At 33.9% G+C, this 19,586-nt stretch carries 16 protein-coding genes and 5 tRNA genes; 1 reads left to right on the top strand and 20 read right to left on the bottom strand.

What is annotated here, in order from left to right:
• Positions 1-231: a (4Fe-4S)-binding protein gene (locus VDP25_RS15430; RefSeq protein WP_215924744.1), complete on the top strand. Its 231-nt coding sequence runs from the start codon at positions 1-3 to the stop codon at positions 229-231.
• Between the two features lie 239 nt (positions 232-470).
• Here VDP25_RS15430 and VDP25_RS15425 read toward each other — a convergent pair whose 3' ends face one another.
• From VDP25_RS15425 to VDP25_RS15330, 20 genes are all read right to left on the bottom strand, one after another.
• The gene (locus VDP25_RS15425; protein WP_334471263.1) at positions 471-788 is read right to left on the bottom strand and encodes a DUF3467 domain-containing protein; all 318 of its coding nucleotides are present in this window, start codon (positions 786-788) and stop codon (positions 471-473) included.
• Positions 789-952: 164 nt separating this feature from the next.
• Positions 953-5,254 carry a DNA-directed RNA polymerase subunit beta' gene (rpoC, locus tag VDP25_RS15420; RefSeq protein ID WP_334471262.1) on the bottom strand — a complete coding sequence of 1,434 codons (4,302 nt, stop codon included), beginning with the start codon at positions 5,252-5,254 and terminating at the stop codon, positions 953-955.
• A 95-nt stretch (positions 5,255-5,349) separates the two neighbouring features.
• Positions 5,350-9,162 (bottom strand): DNA-directed RNA polymerase subunit beta, encoded by a 3,813-nt coding sequence (rpoB, locus tag VDP25_RS15415; protein ID WP_334471260.1) that lies wholly within the window; start codon positions 9,160-9,162, stop codon positions 5,350-5,352.
• A 122-nt stretch (positions 9,163-9,284) separates the two neighbouring features.
• On the bottom strand, positions 9,285-9,659 hold the full coding sequence (rplL, locus tag VDP25_RS15410; RefSeq protein WP_215924740.1) for a 50S ribosomal protein L7/L12: 375 nt from the start codon (positions 9,657-9,659) through the stop codon (positions 9,285-9,287).
• Positions 9,660-9,719: 60 nt separating this feature from the next.
• Positions 9,720-10,241: a 50S ribosomal protein L10 gene (rplJ, locus tag VDP25_RS15405; protein WP_334471257.1), complete on the bottom strand. Its 522-nt coding sequence runs from the start codon at positions 10,239-10,241 to the stop codon at positions 9,720-9,722.
• 19 nt (positions 10,242-10,260) lie between these two features.
• Complete coding sequence (gene rplA, locus VDP25_RS15400; RefSeq protein WP_215924738.1) at positions 10,261-10,950, bottom strand: 50S ribosomal protein L1; 690 nt, start codon at positions 10,948-10,950, stop codon at positions 10,261-10,263.
• A gap of 10 nt (positions 10,951-10,960) precedes the next feature.
• Positions 10,961-11,401 carry a 50S ribosomal protein L11 gene (rplK, locus tag VDP25_RS15395; protein ID WP_115816382.1) on the bottom strand — a complete coding sequence of 147 codons (441 nt, stop codon included), beginning with the start codon at positions 11,399-11,401 and terminating at the stop codon, positions 10,961-10,963.
• A gap of 65 nt (positions 11,402-11,466) precedes the next feature.
• A complete protein-coding gene (nusG, locus tag VDP25_RS15390; protein WP_215924737.1) occupies positions 11,467-12,012 on the bottom strand; it encodes a transcription termination/antitermination protein NusG in 546 nt (181 codons plus the stop codon).
• 21 nt (positions 12,013-12,033) lie between these two features.
• Positions 12,034-12,228 carry a preprotein translocase subunit SecE gene (secE, locus tag VDP25_RS15385; RefSeq protein ID WP_215924736.1) on the bottom strand — a complete coding sequence of 65 codons (195 nt, stop codon included), beginning with the start codon at positions 12,226-12,228 and terminating at the stop codon, positions 12,034-12,036.
• Positions 12,229-12,278: 50 nt separating this feature from the next.
• A tRNA-Trp gene (locus VDP25_RS15380) sits at positions 12,279-12,351 on the bottom strand.
• Positions 12,352-12,413: 62 nt separating this feature from the next.
• Complete coding sequence (gene tuf, locus VDP25_RS15375) at positions 12,414-13,601, bottom strand: elongation factor Tu (protein WP_215924735.1); 1,188 nt, start codon at positions 13,599-13,601, stop codon at positions 12,414-12,416.
• Positions 13,602-13,671: 70 nt separating this feature from the next.
• Positions 13,672-13,743, bottom strand: a tRNA-Thr gene (locus VDP25_RS15370).
• A 58-nt stretch (positions 13,744-13,801) separates the two neighbouring features.
• Positions 13,802-13,874: transfer RNA gene (locus VDP25_RS15365), tRNA-Gly, on the bottom strand.
• Between the two features lie 170 nt (positions 13,875-14,044).
• Positions 14,045-14,126 (bottom strand) — tRNA-Tyr (locus VDP25_RS15360).
• Positions 14,127-14,193: 67 nt separating this feature from the next.
• Positions 14,194-14,267, bottom strand: a tRNA-Thr gene (locus VDP25_RS15355).
• 115 nt (positions 14,268-14,382) lie between these two features.
• On the bottom strand, positions 14,383-14,685 hold the full coding sequence (gene hpf, locus VDP25_RS15350; RefSeq protein WP_215924734.1) for a ribosome hibernation-promoting factor, HPF/YfiA family: 303 nt from the start codon (positions 14,683-14,685) through the stop codon (positions 14,383-14,385).
• Between the two features lie 76 nt (positions 14,686-14,761).
• Entirely contained in the window at positions 14,762-15,652 is an 891-nt protein-coding gene (locus VDP25_RS15345) for a tyrosine-type recombinase/integrase (RefSeq protein ID WP_334471252.1), read from the bottom strand.
• 116 nt (positions 15,653-15,768) lie between these two features.
• The gene (locus VDP25_RS15340; RefSeq protein ID WP_215924732.1) at positions 15,769-16,935 is read right to left on the bottom strand and encodes an acyl-CoA dehydrogenase family protein; all 1,167 of its coding nucleotides are present in this window, start codon (positions 16,933-16,935) and stop codon (positions 15,769-15,771) included.
• Between the two features lie 13 nt (positions 16,936-16,948).
• Positions 16,949-17,836: a ComEA family DNA-binding protein gene (locus VDP25_RS15335; protein ID WP_334471250.1), complete on the bottom strand. Its 888-nt coding sequence runs from the start codon at positions 17,834-17,836 to the stop codon at positions 16,949-16,951.
• Between the two features lie 17 nt (positions 17,837-17,853).
• Positions 17,854-19,479: an alanine/glycine:cation symporter family protein gene (locus VDP25_RS15330; RefSeq protein WP_334471248.1), complete on the bottom strand. Its 1,626-nt coding sequence runs from the start codon at positions 19,477-19,479 to the stop codon at positions 17,854-17,856.
• Positions 19,480-19,586 lie beyond the last annotated feature (107 nt).

Genomic DNA, 19,586 nt, shown 5'->3' with positions numbered 1-19,586 from the left:
ATGGAAATTAACGCAAACGTTTTTAGTAACGCTGAAATTACCGTTACTTACAAGCCTCGCTGTTGTGCCAATGCTGGCATTTGTGCAAGACAACTTTCAGATGTATTTAGAAATTCTGTGATTCCTTGGATTGATTTAGAAGGAGCACAAACTGATGCTATTATTAATCAGATTAAAAAGTGTCCTTCAGGGGCATTAAAATATTATTTGAATCGGAAAGATGTTGCCTAAACGAAACATTTAGCCAATAAAAAAACCTTTGAACTAAGAATTCAAAGGTTTTTTTGTGTCAAAATCAAAAATATCACGTTTAATAAGTTTTAAAGACACTTTGACTACTATCTTTAGTATTTATATTAAAAAAACATAAAACAACCTTAAACTCTATTTAAAATAATCTAATTTTGATTAATAAAATCTATAAAAAACAATTTATCGATTCCTAAAATCTATAATTTGTTTTTAAGCTTTTAAGCCTGACCTGTTGGTCCAAAATTTAAAGGAATTGGAGGTTGTTCGTAATCTTTAATTTCTCCATGTGCTTTTTCAAATCTAACGACATTATCACCTAATGCTTTTAATAAACGTTTAGCATGTTGTGGAGTTAAGATAATACGAGATTTCACTTTACTTTTTGGAGTTCCTGGCATAATACTTACAAAATCAACTACAAATTCTGAAACAGAATGATTAATAATTGCTAAGTTAGAATATGTACCTTCTGCTATTTTTTCGTCTAATTCAATATTAATTTGTCCTTTTTTTGGAATATTTTTTTCGTCTGCCATAATTATTTTTTTTAATTTAAAATATAAAAGCCTTCTCGTTAATAACTTGAAGGCTTTTACTCTATTATAATATACTTCTCAATTTAATGAGATCTCGAATCCAGTTCGGGATAAATGACTTACAGCTTTCACTTTGCTTTCGGCTAGTGAAAACTGCGTCTTATTTAATTAAAGTTCATTTCTTCTTTAGCCTTCATCATTTCATTAAATTCTGCTTTAGAACCAACAATAATGTTTTCGTATTCTCTAACACCTGTACCTGCTGGTATTCTGTGTCCTACAATTACATTTTCTTTAAGTCCTTCTAGTGAATCAACCTTACCATTTACAGCTGCCTCGTTAAGAACTTTAGTTGTTTCTTGGAACGATGCCGCAGATATAAACGACTTAGTTTGTAATGATGCTCTAGTAATACCTTGTAATATTGGAGTTGCTGTCGCAGGACTAGCGTCTCTTGCAGTTACAAGATTTTTATCTTCTCTACGTAAACTAGAGTTTTCATCTCTTAAATCTCTAACAGTTACTATTTGACCAGATTTTAAATTCTGAGAATCACCAGCATCTTCTACCACTTTCATTCCGAAAATTTTATCATTTTCTTCAATGAAATCTGATTTATGAACTAATTGGTTTTCTAAGAAAATTGTATCACCAGAATCTATGATTCTAACTTTACGCATCATTTGTCTTACAACAACTTCGAAATGCTTATCATTAATTTTTACACCTTGTAAACGATATACTTCTTGTACTTCGTTAACTAAGTATTGTTGAACCGCAGATGGGCCTTTAATGTTAAGAATATCATTTGGTGTTATAGATCCATCAGATAAAGGCATACCAGCTTTTACATAATCATTTTCTTGAACAAGAATCTGATTAGATAGTTTCACTAAATATTTTTTAACCTCACCTAATTTAGATTCGATAATAATCTCACGGTTACCACGCTTAATCTTACCAAAAGAAACTACACCATCAATTGCACTTACTACAGCTGGATTAGAAGGGTTACGTGCTTCAAATAATTCTGTTACACGAGGAAGACCACCAGTAATATCACCTGCTTTTGCAGATTTACGAGGTATCTTAACTAAGATCTTTCCGATATCAATCTTGTCACCATCATCAATCATTATGTGTGCACCAACTGGTAAGTTGTAAGAACGGATTGTTTCACCTTTCTTATCTTCAATTAATAATGTTGGTATTAACTTCTTGTTTCTAGATTCTGAAATTACTTTCTCTTGGAAACCAGTTTGCTCATCAATTTCAACTTGATATGTTACACCTTGTTCAATGTTTTCATACTTGACCTGACCTGCGAATTCTGAAATAATTACACCGTTATATGGATCCCATTGACAAACAACATCATCTTTCTTCAATTTGTCTCCTGGCTTAACATATATAAATGAACCGTAAGGAATATTATTAGTACTTAAAACAATACCTGTTTTAGCATCCATTAATTTTAATTCTGATGTTCTAGAAATAACAACATCAACTTCATTTCCGTCGTTATCTTTAGATTTTACAGTTTTAAGATCTTCTATTTCTGCAATTCCATCAAACTTAACTGTTAATTTATTCTCTTCAGAAATGTTACTTGCAATACCACCTACGTGGAATGTACGTAATGTTAACTGTGTACCAGGCTCACCAATAGACTGAGCTGCAACTACACCAACTGCTTCACCACGTTGTACCATTTTACCTGTAGCCAAGTTACGACCGTAACATTTCACACAGATACCTTTTTTAGCTTCACATGATAATGGAGAACGTACTTCTATAGAATCAAGAGGTGAGTCTCCAATTTTCTTAGCAATGATATCATCAATATGACCACCAGCTTCTACTAGTAACTCTTCAGTTAATGGATTGTAAACATCATTAAGTGATGTTCTACCAACGATTCTACCTTCTAAGCTTTCAACGATTTCTTCGTTTTTCTTAAGTGCAGAAACTTCGATACCTCTTAATGTACCACAATCTTCTTCATATACAATTACATCTTGAGATACATCTACCAAACGACGTGTTAAGTAACCAGCATCGGCAGTTTTAAGAGCCGTATCTGCAAGTCCTTTACGTGCACCGTGAGTAGAGATAAAGTATTCTAAAATTGAAAGTCCCTCTTTAAAGTTAGAAAGAATTGGGTTTTCAATAATTTCACCACCAGCTGCTGTAGATTTTTTAGGCTTAGCCATTAATCCACGCATACCTGTTAACTGGCGAATTTGTTCTTTAGAACCCCTTGCTCCAGAATCAAGCATCATAAACACCGAGTTAAATCCTTGTTGGTCTTCACGAATACGTTTCATAGACAATTCTGTCAATTCTGCATTTGTAGATGTCCAAATATCAATAACCTGATTATAACGTTCGTTGTTGGTAATAAGTCCCATATTATAGTTACCCATAATACCATCAACTTGTTTGTTTGCAGAATCAATCATTCCTTGTTTCTCTGCAGGAATAATAATATCACCTAAACTAAATGATAATCCACCTTGGAATGCAAATTTGTATCCTAGTGTTTTAATTTCATCAAGGAAATCTGCAGTTTCAGGTACACTAGTCTTTTTAAGAATACCATGAATGATTTCTCTTAAAGACTTTTTAGTTAATACCTCATTAATATATCCTGCTGCTGCTGGTACTTTTTCGTTGAAAAGTACACGACCAACAGTTGTTTCTATAATCTGCTTAGTTAATTCACCTTCTTCATTAAAGTCGTAAGTTCTTACTTTAATACCAGCGTTTAGATCAACTTTCTTCTCATTATAAGCAATAGTTACTTCTTCTGGAGAATAGAATGTTAAACCTTCACCTTTTACAGTATAGTTTTCATCTGATTTACGCAACTTAGTCATATAATATAAACCAAGTACCATATCCTGAGAAGGTACAGTAACCGGAGATCCATTAGCTGGATTTAATATATTATGTGAAGCCAACATTAAAAGTTGACATTCTAAAATAGCTTCTGGTCCTAATGGTAAATGCACAGCCATCTGGTCACCATCGAAATCGGCGTTAAAAGCCGTACATACTAATGGGTGTAACTGAATTGCTTTACCTTCAATAAGTTTAGGTTGGAAAGCTTGTATACCAAGTCTGTGTAAGGTAGGAGCACGGTTTAAAAGTACTGGATGTCCTTTTAAAACATTCTCTAAAATATCCCAAACTACAGGTTCTTTTCTATCTATAATTTTCTTTGCAGATTTTACAGTTTTTACAATTCCTCTTTCAATCAGTTTTCTGATAATAAAAGGCTTATAAAGTTCTGCTGCCATTCCTTTAGGCAATCCACATTCAAATAATTTTAATTCTGGTCCAACAACAATTACAGAACGTGCAGAATAATCAACACGCTTACCAAGTAAGTTTTGACGGAAACGTCCTTGCTTACCTTTAAGTGAATCTGATAATGATTTTAATGGTCTGTTAGAATCTGTTTTTACTGCAGATGATTTACGTGTGTTATCAAATAATGAATCTACTGATTCTTGTAACATACGTTTTTCATTACGTAAAATCACTTCTGGTGCTTTTATCTCAACTAATCTTTTAAGACGGTTGTTACGGATAATTACACGACGGTATAAATCATTTAAATCTGACGTTGCAAAACGACCACCATCTAAAGGCACTAAAGGTCTTAATTCTGGTGGAATTACAGGAACAGCCTTCATAATCATCCACTCAGGTCTGTTTTCTCTGTTTAAGTTTGAATCTCTAAACGCTTCAACAACTTGTAAACGTTTTAAAGCTTCTGTTTTACGTTGTTTAGATGTTTCATTATTAGCTTTATGTCTTAAATCGTAAGACAATTGATCTAAATCTATTCTAGCTAATAAATCAATAAGACACTCAGCACCCATCTTAGCGATGAATTTGTTAGGATCTGTATCATCTAAATATTGGTTTTCTTGAGGAATAGATTCTAAAATATTTAGATATTCTTCTTCTGTTAAGAAATCCATTTTTTGAATTGGCTCACCTTCAGCATTCATAGCAATACCTGGTTGAATAACCACGTAACGCTCATAATAGATTATCATATCTAATTTCTTAGATGGTAATCCAAGAAGGTAACCTATTTTATTTGGTAACGAACGGAAATACCAGATATGCGCTACAGGAACCACTAAATTAATGTGACCTACGCGATCTCTACGTACTTTCTTTTCTGTTACTTCTACACCACAACGGTCACAAACGATGCCCTTGTAACGTATTCTTTTATATTTACCACAAGCACATTCAAAATCCTTTACAGGACCAAAAATACGCTCACAGAACAAACCATCACGTTCCGGTTTGTGTGTTCGATAATTAATAGTTTCTGGCTTTAATACCTCTCCTCGAGATGCTGCTAAAACAGACTCAGGTGATGCTAAACCTATAGAAATTTTATTAAATTTCTGTACTGTATTCTTATCTTGTCTTCTTGCCATGTTATTATAGTCTTCAGTTTGCAGTTTGCAGTCTTCAGTCTTATTAGTTGTACAGTTAAATACTGTTACTGATGACTGCCCACTGCCGACTTAATTTATTCTTCTAATCTAATATCCAATCCTAAACCTTTCAATTCGTGCATAAGTACGTTGAACGATTCTGGAAGTCCTGGTTCTGGCATTGGCTCTCCCTTAACGATAGCTTCGTAAGTTTTAGCTCTACCAATAACATCATCTGATTTTACAGTTAAGATCTCACGTAATGTGCTTGATGCTCCATAAGCCTCAAGTGCCCATACTTCCATCTCACCAAAACGTTGACCACCAAATTGTGCTTTACCACCTAATGGTTGTTGTGTAATTAATGAGTATGGTCCAATAGAACGTGCGTGCATTTTATCATCAATCATGTGACCAAGCTTAATCATATAAATCACACCAACTGTTGCTGGTTGATCAAAACGATCACCTGTTCCACCATCATATAGATATGTATGACCAAATCTTGGAATTCCTGCTTCGTCAGTATACTCGTTGATTTGTTCTAAAGTTGCACCATCAAAAATTGGTGTTGCATACTTTTTACCTAAATCTTTACCAGCCCAACCTAAAACAGTTTCATAGATTTGACCAATATTCATACGAGAAGGTACACCAAGTGGATTTAATACAATATCAACTGGAGTTCCATCTTCTAAGAAAGGCATATCTTCTTGACGAACGATACGAGCAACAATACCTTTGTTACCGTGACGACCCGCCATTTTATCACCAACTTTTAGTTTACGTTTCTTAGCGATATAAACCTTAGCCAACTTGATAATTCCTGCTGGTAATTCATCACCTACAGAAACGGTAAACTTCTCACGTCTTAATGCTCCTTGAAGATCATTTTCCTTAATTTTATAATTATGGATTAAATCTGCAACAAGTTCATTTGTATGGTCATCAGTAGTCCATTTTCCTGAAGTTAAATGTGTATAATCGTCTACAGCATTTAACATCTTTAAGGTATATTTTTTACCTTTAGGAATAATTTCTTCTCCTAAATCGTTATAAATACCTTGAGCTGTTTTACCATTTACAATGTTGAATAGTTTTTCAACTAAAACATTTTTAAGTTCATCGAATCTATTATCATAAGCATCTTCTAATTTTTCGATATCCTCTTTATCTTGTGCTCTCTTACGCTTATCTTTTACAGCTCTTGCAAATAATTTTTTATTAATTACAACACCGTTCAATGATGGAGATGCTTTTAAAGACGCATCTTTTACATCACCAGCTTTGTCACCAAAAATAGCACGTAAAAGTTTTTCTTCTGGTGTAGGATCAGACTCTCCTTTTGGAGTAATCTTACCAATTAAAATATCACCTGGTTTGATTTCTGCACCGATGCGAATCATACCATTTTCATCTAAATCTTTAGTTGCCTCTTCAGAAACGTTAGGAATATCATTAGTTAACTCTTCGTTACCTAATTTAGTATCTCTAACTTCTAATGAGTACTCATCAATATGAATAGATGTAAAGACATCTTCTCTAACTACTTTTTCAGAAATTACAATCGCATCCTCAAAGTTATACCCTTTCCAAGGCATAAAGGCTACTTTCATATTTCTACCAAGTGCTAATTCTCCATTTTCAGTGGCATAACCTTCACAAAGTACTTGTCCTTTAGCAACTTTATCACCTTTCTCTACGATTGGTTTTAAGTTGATAGACGTTCCTTGGTTTGTTTTTCTAAATTTAACTAAAGGATACGTTTTGGTATCACTATCAAAGCTAACCATTGCTTCCTCTTCAGTACGTTCGTACTTAATTGTAATTTTTTCAGCATCTACATACTCAACAGTACCAGCTCCTTCTGCATTAATCAATACTCTAGAATCTGATGCTACCTGACGCTCTAAACCAGTTCCTACAATTGGTGCTTCAGGACGTAATAATGGTACAGCCTGACGCATCATGTTAGATCCCATTAATGCACGGTTGGCATCATCATGTTCTAAGAATGGAATTAATGATGCAGAGATAGATGTAATTTGATTAGGTGCAACATCTGTATAATGAAGCTCCTTAGGATCGATTACTGGGAAGTCACCTTCCATTCTAGCAATTACTTTTTCATCTAAAATCTTACCATCGTCATCAACTTTTACAGTTGCTTGAGCGATAAGTTTTGCTTCTTCTTCTTCAGCACTTAAATACGTAGGCTGATTTTTAATATCAACAACACCATCTGTTACTTTTCTGTATGGTGTTTCTAAAAATCCTAATGGATTTACTTTAGAGAATACAGATAAAGATGATATTAAACCAATGTTTGGTCCTTCAGGTGTTTCAATAGGACATAAACGTCCGTAGTGTGTATAGTGAACATCACGTACTTCGAAACCTGCTCTTTCTCTTGATAAACCACCTGGTCCTAATGCTGAAAGACGACGCTTATGCGTAATCTCTGCTAGAGGATTTGTTTGGTCCATAAATTGAGACAGCTGATTTGTTCCAAAGAATGAATTAATAACAGACGATAAAGTCTTCGCATTAATTAAATCTATTGGAGTAAATACTTCGTTATCACGAACGTTCATACGTTCACGGATAGTACGTGCCATACGTGCTAAACCAACACCAAACTGAGAAGATAACTGCTCACCTACTGTACGTACACGACGGTTAGATAAGTGATCAATATCATCAATCTCTGCTTTAGAATTGATAAGCTCAATTAAGTACTTTATGATTGTTATGATATCTTCTTTAGTAAGCACTTGCTTATCCATTCCGATATCTAACTGTAATTTCTTGTTCATTCTATAACGACCTACTTCACCTAAAGAGTAACGTTGGTCAGAGAAGAATAACTTGTCAATAATACCACGCGCAGTTTCTTCATCTGGCGGCTCAGCATTACGTAATTGACGGTAGATATGTTCAACAGCTTCTTTTTCAGAGTTTGTTGGATCTTTCTGTAATGTATTATGAATGATTGCGTAATCTCCTTGTTGCGCACTTTCTTTGTGTAAAAGAATAGTTTTAACTTCAGCTTCAAGAATTTCTTCAATATTATCTTTGTCTATGATTGTGTCACGATCTAATACTATTTCGTTACGCTCAATAGATACAACTTCACCTGTATCTTCATCAACGAAATCTTCATGCCATGTATTCAATACACGTGCAGCTAATTTACGACCGATAACTTTCTTTAATCCAGATTTTGAAACCTTAACTTCTTCAGCAAGGTCAAAAATCTCTAAAATATCTTTGTCACGCTCAAAACCGATAGCACGGAAAAGCGTTGTAACTGGTAATTTTTTCTTTCTATCAATGTAAGCATACATTACTTGATTGATATCAGTTGCAAATTCTATCCAAGAACCTTTAAAAGGAATTACTCTTGCAGAATATAATTTAGTTCCATTAGCATGAAACGACTGGCTAAAAAATACACCAGGTGATCTGTGCAATTGAGAAACTACTACACGTTCTGCACCATTGATACAAAATGTACCACTTGGTGTCATATAAGGAATAGTACCTAAATATACATCCTGAACGATTGTTTCGAAATCCTCATGTTCTGGATCTGTACAATACAACTTCAATCTTGCTTTTAAAGGCACACTGTAAGTTAATCCTCTTTCGATACATTCTTCGATAGAATATCTTGGTGGATCTATAAAGTAATCTAAAAATTCTAGTACGAATTGATTACGCGTATCTGTTATTGGGAAGTTCTCCATGAAGGTGTTGTACAAACCTTCAGTACCTCTTTCTTCTGACTTTGTTTCTAATTGGAAAAAATCCTGGAAGGATTTAATTTGGATATCCAAAAAGTCTGGGTAATCTGTCCTATTTACAATAGAAGAGAAATTAATTCTTTCAGCCTTTTTTGCTAACATTGATGAACGAGATTTTTATTAAATAAAAACTAAAAAATGCATATAACGTTTATATACACAAAATGGTTTAGGTCATAGAGTACGACTCTAGACCTAAACCTTGTATTGTAGATAAGATAAGCTTACTTAAGCTCAACTTCAGCTCCAGCTTCTTCTAAAGAAGATTTTAAGCCTTCAGCTTCGTCTTTAGAAACACCTTCTTTGATTGCACTTGGTGCATCATCAACTAATCCTTTTGCTTCTTTTAAACCTAAACCAGTTAATTCTTTAACTAACTTTACTACAGCTAATTTAGAACCACCAGCAGCTTTTAAGATAACATCAAATTCAGTTTGCTCTTCAGCAGCGTCTCCACCACCTGCAGCAGGACCAGCCATAGCTACAGCAGCAGCAGCAGGCTCAATACCGTACTCATCTTTTAATATAGTTGCTAATTCGTTAACTTCTTTTACTGTTAAGTTAACTAATTGTTCTGCGAAATCTTTTAATTCTGCCATTTTTCTAATTTTTAATAATGTGTGTTATAATTTAATTTTCTATTGTGTATTTCAATACTATTATCCTTCTCTTTCGGATAATGTTTTAACGATACCTGCGATGGTTCCACCACTAGATTTAAGCGCAGATATAACGTTCTTAGCAGGTGACTGTAATAATCCTACAATCTCGCCAATTAGCTCTTCTCTTGACTTAATATCAACTAAAGCATCTAATAAATCATCGCCAATGTAAATAGACTCCTCAATAAAAGCACCTTTTAATAAAGGCTTCTCTGATTTTTTACGGAATTCTTTAATTACTTTAGCTGGAGCATTTCCTGTTTCAGAATACATTACTGATGTATTTCCTTTTAAAGTTGTAGGTAAATCACCGAATTCTTTGTCCGATGCTTCCATTGCTTTCTCTAAAAGCGTATTCTTTACAACAGCTAACTTAATGTTAGATTTGAAACATGCTCTTCTTAAATTTGAAGTTGTTGCTGCATCTAATCCAGAAATATCAGTTAAATAGATATTTGTATTATCTGCCAATTGAGCAGTCAACTCTTCAATTACTTGGGATTTTTCTTCTCTTGTCATAATATTCTAAGTTTAACTACTATCCTATTTTTGTATCAACTGCTATACTTGGGCTCATAGTACTAGACATATAAATGCTCTTTACATAAGTTCCTTTTGAAGCGGTTGGTTTTAATTTCATAATTGTAGATAACAATTCTTGAGCATTCCCAATAATTTTATCAGTACTAAACGATGCTTTACCTATTGGTGCATGTACAATACCTGTTTTATCTACTTTAAAATCTATTTTACCAGCTTTTACTTCTGCAACTGCTTTAGCGACATCCATAGTTACTGTTCCTGTTTTAGGGTTTGGCATAAGACCTCTTGGTCCTAATACTCTACCTAATGGTCCTAACTTACCCATAATGCTTGGCATAGTAACGATAACGTCAACATCTGTCCAACCATCTTTAATTTTCTGTAAGTATTCATCTAACCCAACATAATCAGCTCCTGCTTCTTTAGCTTCTGCTTCTTTATCTGGAGTTACAAGCGCAAGAACCTTCATATCTTTACCTGTACCGTGTGGTAATGAAACTACACCACGTACCATTTGATTGGCTTTACGTGGATCTACACCTAATCTGATTGCTAAATCGATAGAAGCATCAAACTTTGTGTATGTAATTTCTTTTAGTAAAGCTGAAGCTTCTTCTAAAGAGTAAATCTTGTTATTATCAACCTTTGCTCTTGCTTCTTTTTGCTTCTTTGTTAATCTTGCCATTTCTAAAAATTTAGTTTGGAGCTTCTCCTCCTTTAACAGTGATACCCATAGATCTTGCTGTACCGGCAACCATTTTCATAGCTGATCCGATTTCAAATGCATTTAAATCTACCATTTTGTCTTGAGCAATCGTTTTAACTTGATCCCAAGTTACTTTTGCTACTTTACGTCGGTTTGGTTCTCCTGATCCTTTCTTTACTTTGGCCGCTTCTAATAATTGTACTGCTGCTGGTGGAGTCTTGATTACAAATTCAAATGATTTGTCTTTGTAAACAGAGATTACCACAGGTAAAACTTTACCTGGCTTATCTTGAGTTCTCGCATTAAACTGCTTACAGAACTCCATGATATTAACTCCAGCGGCACCTAAAGCGGGTCCTACCGGTGGCGATGGATTCGCAGCACCTCCCCGAACTTGTAGCTTAACTACTTTGTCTATTTCTTTTGCCATTTCTTAATGTTTATTACACCGCTCTATATTGGAAGCATAGATTAGTGCTCTTTATGTAACAATTATTAAACTTTTTCAACTTGCATATAGCTTAACTCTAACGGTGTTTTTCTTCCAAAAATTTTCACCATTACTTCAAGCTTACGTTTTTCTTCATTAATTTTTTCAATAGTTCCATCAAAACCATTGAATGGACCGTCAATAACCTTGACAGTTTCTCCTTTTGTAAATGGAATTGCAACATTAGCATCTGCTTCAACAGACAATTCATCTACTTTACCTAACATTCTGTTTACTTCAGATTGTCTTAATGGCACAGGATCACCACCTTTTGTTTCACCTAGGAAACCTATAACATTTGTAATGGATTTAATTATATGAGGAATCTCACCACTTAAATTAGCTTGAACCATTATATAGCCAGGAAAATAAACTTTTTCTTTGTTTATTTTTTTTCCATTACGGATTTGAATAACTTTTTCTGTTGGTACTAAAACCTGATCAACAAAATCCTCTAAACCTAATCTTGAAATTTCATTCTCGATATAGGCTTTGATTTTATTTTCTTGACCACTTACTGCTCTAACAACATACCATTTTTTTTCAGACATCTTCTTCTTGTATATTTGTTGTTAGTGAATCAAATCAAAGTAAGCTTTTACTGCCTTACTAAAAACAGTATCAACTCCCCAAATAGCTAGTGAAAAAATAATTGAAAACACAGCTACAATAACCGTTAATCTTTGAGCTTCTGGCCATGGAGTCCATGACACATTATTCTTTAACTCCTCAAACGATTCTTTTATATATGTTATTAATCCTGCCATTTGATAATTTACTTTATTAAAGGATTATAAATAATCCATTTTACATTTTGCACGGGTTGAGAGACTCGAACTCACGACACCTGGTTTTGGAGACCAGTGCTCTACCAACTGAGCTAAACCCGTAAACAATAATCAAGGCATCCCGAAATATCGAGACACCTTAATTAATTATTTAACTATATTATTTAGTCTAATATCTCAGTAACCTGACCAGCACCAACTGTTCTACCACCTTCACGGATAGCGAAACGTAAACCTACGTTCATTGCAATTGTGTTAATCAACTCAACAGTAATTGTTAAGTTATCACCTGGCATTACCATTTCAACTCCATCAGGAAGCGCAATGTTTCCAGTTACGTCAGTTGTACGTACGTAGAACTGTGGACGGTAGTTATTATGGAATGGAGTGTGACGTCCACCTTCTTCTTTCTTAAGGATATAAACCTCAGCTTTAAATTTAGAGTGTGGTGTTACAGAACCTGGCTTAACGATTACCATACCTCTAGAAATTTGAGACTTCTCAATACCTCTTAATAAGATACCAGCGTTATCACCAGCTTCACCTCTATCTAAGATTTGACGGAACATTTCAATACCAGTAATAGTAGATGTTAATTTCTCAGCACCCATACCGATAATCTCAACTGGATCACCTGTGTTAGCTACACCTGTTTCAATACGACCAGTTGCAACAGTACCACGACCAGTAATAGAGAATACATCCTCGATAGGCATCAAGAAAGGCTTATCCATATCTCTTTCTGGCTCTTCGATCCAAGCATCAACTTGATTCATTAATTCCATTACAGTATCAACCCACTTTTGCTCACCGTTAAGTGCACCTAAAGCAGAACCTGCTACTACAGGACCATTATCACCATCATATTCGTAGAATGATAATAAATCTCTGATTTCCATTTCAACTAATTCTAATAACTCTTCATCATCAACCATATCCACTTTATTCATGAATACAACGATACGAGGAATTCCTACCTGGCGACCAAGTAAGATGTGCTCACGTGTTTGTGGCATAGGACCATCTGTTGCAGCAACAACTAAAATAGCACCATCCATCTGTGCAGCACCAGTAACCATGTTCTTTACGTAATCCGCGTGACCTGGACAGTCAACGTGAGCGTAGTGACGATTAGCAGTTGCATATTCTACGTGAGAAGTATTAATTGTTATACCTCTTTCTTTTTCTTCTGGTGCATTATCAATTTGATCAAATGATCTTGCTTCAGATAAACCTGCATCAGCTAATACTTTAGTAATAGCAGCAGTTAAAGTTGTTTTACCGTGATCTACGTGCCCAATAGTACCAATGTTTAAGTGTGGTTTTGAACGATCGAAAGTTGCCTTTGCCATGTTTAATTTATTTTATTCTTGTTTAATATTAGTGTTCAATTGTTATTTATATTCTGGACCCAGAAAAAAGAGCCAATGACGAGATTTGAACTCGTGACCTCTTCCTTACCAAGGAAACGCTCTACCCCTGAGCTACACCGGCGTAAAGTGCTTAAATTCTCACCTCAGAGTATGAGACACTGCCTTCGCAGGAATTTTAGAGCGAGAGACCGGGTTCGAACCGGCGACATTCAGCTTGGAAGGCTGACGCTCTACCAACTGAGCTACTCTCGCATTTTTAATTAGTTTTACCCAATTAATGGTTTTCAATATTTCAAATTTTCATATTTAATTTTGAACTATCTCACTTCGCTAGATAATTCCGGATTGATGACCCAATCCATATAATTTTTAATTACAGCCTGCAAAAATAAACATTTTCACAACTTTTCAAAAATTATTTGTGGGGAGAGCAGGATTCGAACCTGCGAAGGTAAAACCAACAGATTTACAGTCTGTCCTCGTTGGCCGCTTGAGTATCTCCCCAAAATTAAATTCAATATTTCAATTAATTAAAAGCTTTCTTTTTCTAACAAAAACCAAACTTTTAAAGAGCCGATGGAGGGACTCGAACCCACGACCTGCTGATTACAAATCAGCTGCTCTAGCCAGCTGAGCTACATCGGCTTTTTCTCACTTTTTTACTATCAAAATCTGACCGAAAAAAAGTCCGCTATTTCTAACGGACTGCAAATGTAAGATAATATTTATTTAATCAAAACATTTTTTAAAAAAATTTTATCTAACTGTGTGCTCTTAATTTTTCCTTTCGTTTTTTAATTTGTCTTCCTAATGACGCAATCGCAGCATCGGCGCCCTCTTCAAACGATTTGCATTGTTTTTTTACTACAAAACTATCTCCTGGCACACTTAATTTTACTTCAAATATTTTATTTTCTTTATCACTTGTATTCTCAACTTTTAAATAAACATCGGATTGAATTATTTTATCATAGAACATATCTAATTTATCCATACGTTTCTGAATAAAATCTATTAGCTTACTATCTGCTGTAAAGTTTACGGATTGGGTGTTTACTTTCATGTTTTTTAATTTAAGTTAAACTTGCGTGTTAAAATATTTTCGTTTAACACTGATTTATAAATATTTAAGCCTAAGCTTAACGTTGGTTTCTTGGATGTGCCTTTGCATATACTTTTTTTAATTCTGCCATACTACTATGTGTATAAACTTGAGTTGCTGCTAAACTTGTATGTCCTAAAAGTTCTTTTACTGCATTTAAATCGGCACCTTGATTTAATAAGTGTGTAGCAAATGAATGTCTTAATACATGTGGACTACATTTTGCTTTTGAAGATGCTTCACTAAAATACTTATTAATTATTCTGTAAACAAGCTTTTCATAAATTTTAAGACCTTTTTTTGTTAGAAAAAGCATCTCTTTATCTTCAACTATAGGTAAATCAGCCCTGTATCTTAAGTAGCGGTCTATGGACTTAACCAATCTATTTATTAATGGTATATAACGCTCTTTGTTACGCTTACCCAAAACTTTTATTTGATTATTTCCTTTATCGATATCTTTTAACTTAATATTTACGAGCTCAATACGTCTAATCCCTGTAGCATAAAACAATTCTATAATTAAATGGTCTCGGGCACTTTCAAAATCATTTACTTCAATAGCGTTTTCGAGAACTAATTTTAGTTCTTGTTCTGAAAAGGGAAGTTGCACCTTCTTCCCCACTTTTAAAGCTTTATGCTGTTTTAAAGGGTTTATATTAATATCTTCTGTTTTTAGTAGAAATTTATAATATGTATTAAGTGAGGATACTTTTCTATTTATTGTTCTGTTAGAAATATCTCGATCTACTAAACTTACGATCCATTGCCTTATTTCAGAATAACCGGCCAAAGTTAGATCTGTTGAATTATGGTGTTGCTTTAAAAAGTCTTGAAAATTTTCAATATCTCTTGAATAAGCCAACACTGTATGCTTAGAATATTTTTTCTCTAATAGTAAGTACTCAGAAAAAGATTTAAGGCTCATTCATTTTTTTTGATTAGCATTAAATATAACTAATAGTTATAATTAAATAGAGAATATTGAAACAAAAAAAATCCTACACTAATGTAGGATTCAATTTATATATTTTGATTCAACTATTAAGTCGCTGGTTTATAATCCTTATTATCAATTACCATCTTCGCAATAATTTCTTTAAGTATCTCTGAAGTTCCTCCTCCAATTGGCCCTAAACGACTATCTCTAGACATACGTGCCAATGGATATTCTTCCATGTAACCATAACCTCCTAAAAATTGAAGGCATTGGTAAATAACATCGTCTGCCATTTTTGTAGACTGTAATTTAGACATTGTAGCTTCTTTAACTACATAATCTCCCATATCTAATCGTTTAGCGACGTAATAATTAAATTGCTTACAAATTTCCATTTGTGTTTCGCAATCTGCATACGTATGCCTTAAAGCCTGAAATTTATCTATAGTTCTACCGAAAGCTGTTCTTTCTGACATATATTGCTTTGCGTATTCTAAAGCGTATTCTGCTCTTGCATGTGAGTTAACTCCCATGATTAATCTTTCTAAAGAAAAATGTTGCATTATATATGGAAATCCTTGTCCTTCTTCTCCCATTAAATTTGAAGCCGGAATTACGACATTATCAAAAGCAATCTCACCTGTATCAGAAGCTCTCCAACCTAACTTATCTAACTTGGTTGCCGAAATACCTGGTGTATCTCTATCCATTACAAAAATACTAATGCCTTTATTGCCTAATTCTGGATTAGTTTTAGCAGCAACTACTAAATAGTCACTATACACACCATTAGTTATAAAGGTTTTAGATCCATTAATTACATAAGTATCTCCTTTTTTAACCGCAGTTGTGCGCATACCTGCAACATCACTTCCGCCAAAAGGCTCAGTAATACAAAGACATCCTATAGCATCACCTAATGCACTTGGTTTTAAATATTTTTCTTTTTGCTCGTGATTTCCTTCTTTATTAAGATGCGTCATCGCTAAATAAGCATGTGCCCACATTGCTGCAGCAAAACCACCAGAGTTAATACGTTGCATTTCTTCAAGAAAAATTACGGTATAAAATAAATCTAAATCTAACCCTCCATAATTTTCGGGTGTTGCAAGACCAAAATACCCCATATCTCCAAATTTCTTCCAGATGAAACGTTCTATACGACCTGTTTCTTCCCATTTATCAATATGTGGCACAACTTCCTTTTTTAAGAATTCTCTAAGGCTTTCCCTAAATAAATTGTGCTCTTCAGTAAAATATAAATTAGACATGTATTGTTGTTTATTAGAGATACAAATATAGCTTAATTATCTCGATTTTTTTAATAGGAAAATCTTCAACCTTTAACAAATCATCTAAAGATTTAAAACCCTCCCTCAGTGTTCGTTCTTCAATAATATTGTTAGCGACTTCATAACCTATATATTGAATGGTAACCAACTCATCTCTAGTGGCAGTATTTAAATTAAACTTCTTAATCGTCCTTGGTGTTTTTACGGTAAAATCGTTTTGGATACGCTCAATAACTTCTGGCGACAGGCCATAAACCTCACTTAATTGGATATCTGAAACAAATCCTCCTTTAAATTTATTTCGGTATGTGATAATACGCTCTGCTAGCTTATCGCCTACTCCATAGATTTTTTTTAATTGGCTTGCTGTTGCTATATTCAAATCTATTTTCTGAGCATAGGTTTTAGGCTTATTAGAATTTGAATAGGTATTATTATGATATGAAGGCTTAGGTTTAGGATTAGTTACCCAGCTTGGAAACTTAAAATAAGGCGAAATAACGGCTAAAAAGGAATCTGACACCTTTGTTACATTCTGAAAATCTTTAGCAGAATTTATCCATTGATTGCTTTCTCTAAATTTATGAAGTCTATCGATTTCTTCATTGCTCATTCCTAAAGTATAGCCTTTATAATCTGTAATATAATTGGGATTGAAAGGATATATTTTTGGTTTACTATTCTCTATTTCAACCAAACGGAGCGCATCTAATTCTTTTTTAAAAGCGTCTAATTGTTGCTGGTTTTCGGCAACATCCTTATTTGAATTTGCAAAACTATTTGGCGCAAACCAATATATACATTGACCAATGATTATAATTATCAACAACAAAAAAATCCCATTCCGTTGTTGATTAGAAAACTGGAAATGGGATTTCATATGAGATTAGTGTTTATTTATAATATTTCATTTAGATCATCTGCTCCTTCTTCAATAGCTTCTTCTTTAACATTAATTGCTTTATAGTATTTCTTTAATTCCATTTTAATAATTGGAGATAGAATTACAACACCAATAATGTTTGGCACTACCATTGCAAAAATCATAGCATCTGAGAAGTTAATAACAGCACCTAAACTAATAGAAGCTCCTACTACAACAAAGAATAAAAACAACACTTTATAAGCTAAATCTGATACTTTACCTTTTCCGAATAAAAATACCCAACCTTGCATACCGTAGTACGACCAAGAAATCATAGTTGAAAATGCAAATAAAATTACTGCAATTGTCAATATAATTGAGAAATGTGGAATTACAGAATCAAAAGCTGTTGCTGTAATTTCTACACCTTCTTTTATCTCAACACCATATTCCATAAAACCACCATCAAAATTAGTAATTACAATTACTAACGCAGTCATTGTACAAATTACAACGGTATCTACAAAAGGTTCTAAAAGGGCAACAATTCCTTCAGATGCTGGATATTTTGTACGAACAGCTGAATGTGCAATTGCAGCAGACCCAACACCTGCTTCGTTAGAGAAAGCTCCTCTTCTAATACCTTGAATCATCACACCAACAAGTCCACCTGCTATTCCCAATCCTGAGAATGCTCCTTCATATATCAATGCAAAAGCATCGTCGATTAAGCTAAAATTCGCTCCTAATATAATTAAGGAAGCCAAGACATATATACCAGCCATAAATGGTACTACTTTTTCAGTAACTTTAGCGATACGCTTAATTCCTCCAATAATAACAACAGCTACAAGTATAGCCATAACAATTCCAAAATACATACCTGCATTAGACGCTGGATCTAGATCAAATACTTTAACAAATTGTGCAGCAGCTTGATTGGCTTGGAACATATTTCCACCTCCAAAAGATCCACCTATTACAAATATGGCAAATAGTACAGCTAGCACTTTTCCAAAACCACCCATACCTTTAGATTTTAATCCTTTGGTTAAGTAATACATTGGACCACCATAAACGGTACCATCTTCACCAACATCTCTATATTTTACACCAAGTGTACATTCTGCAAATTTTGAAGCCATACCTAACAGACCCGCAACAATCATCCAAAATGTTGCTCCAGGACCACCAATAGACAAGGCTACAGCTACACCAGCAATATTCCCTAAACCTACAGTAGCAGATAATGCCGCTGTTAAAGCCTGAAAGTGCGACACTTCACCGTCTGCACCATCATCTCTCATGGTTTCAATTATATTTTCACCTTCATTGGCTGTATTATCTCCATATAAGGTATCTGCACCATGCTTTTCAATATCTTCATACTGCCCTCTAACAACTCTAATAGCCATTCTAAAACCTGTGATATTGATAAATTTAAAATAAATAGTAAAAAACAATGCTCCACCAATTAGCACGATAAGTACCCAAGGAATTTTATAAGTTTCTGAAAATGAAATTTCGTAAAAAATAGCATCAACAAACCAGCCTGTGTAATCCTTAAAAATAGCATCAATTTTTTCGGAAGTTGATTCTTGTGCGAAAGTCAAAAACGGTAATAAAATTGTAAAAATTGATAGAAGATATTTCTTCATGAGTTATAGTTATTAGTTAGTTTAATGGTTAGTTATTGCATTTTAAAGATGACAAGATGCAAAAAAAAAATGAGCTTGTAAAGTATAGACTCATAAAATGAATGTAT

Origin of the sequence: Winogradskyella sp. ECml5-4, assembly GCF_036903175.1 — a bacterium.
Taxonomy (GTDB): domain Bacteria; phylum Bacteroidota; class Bacteroidia; order Flavobacteriales; family Flavobacteriaceae; genus Winogradskyella; species Winogradskyella damuponensis.
This window is presented reverse-complemented; position numbering and strand designations above follow the sequence as displayed.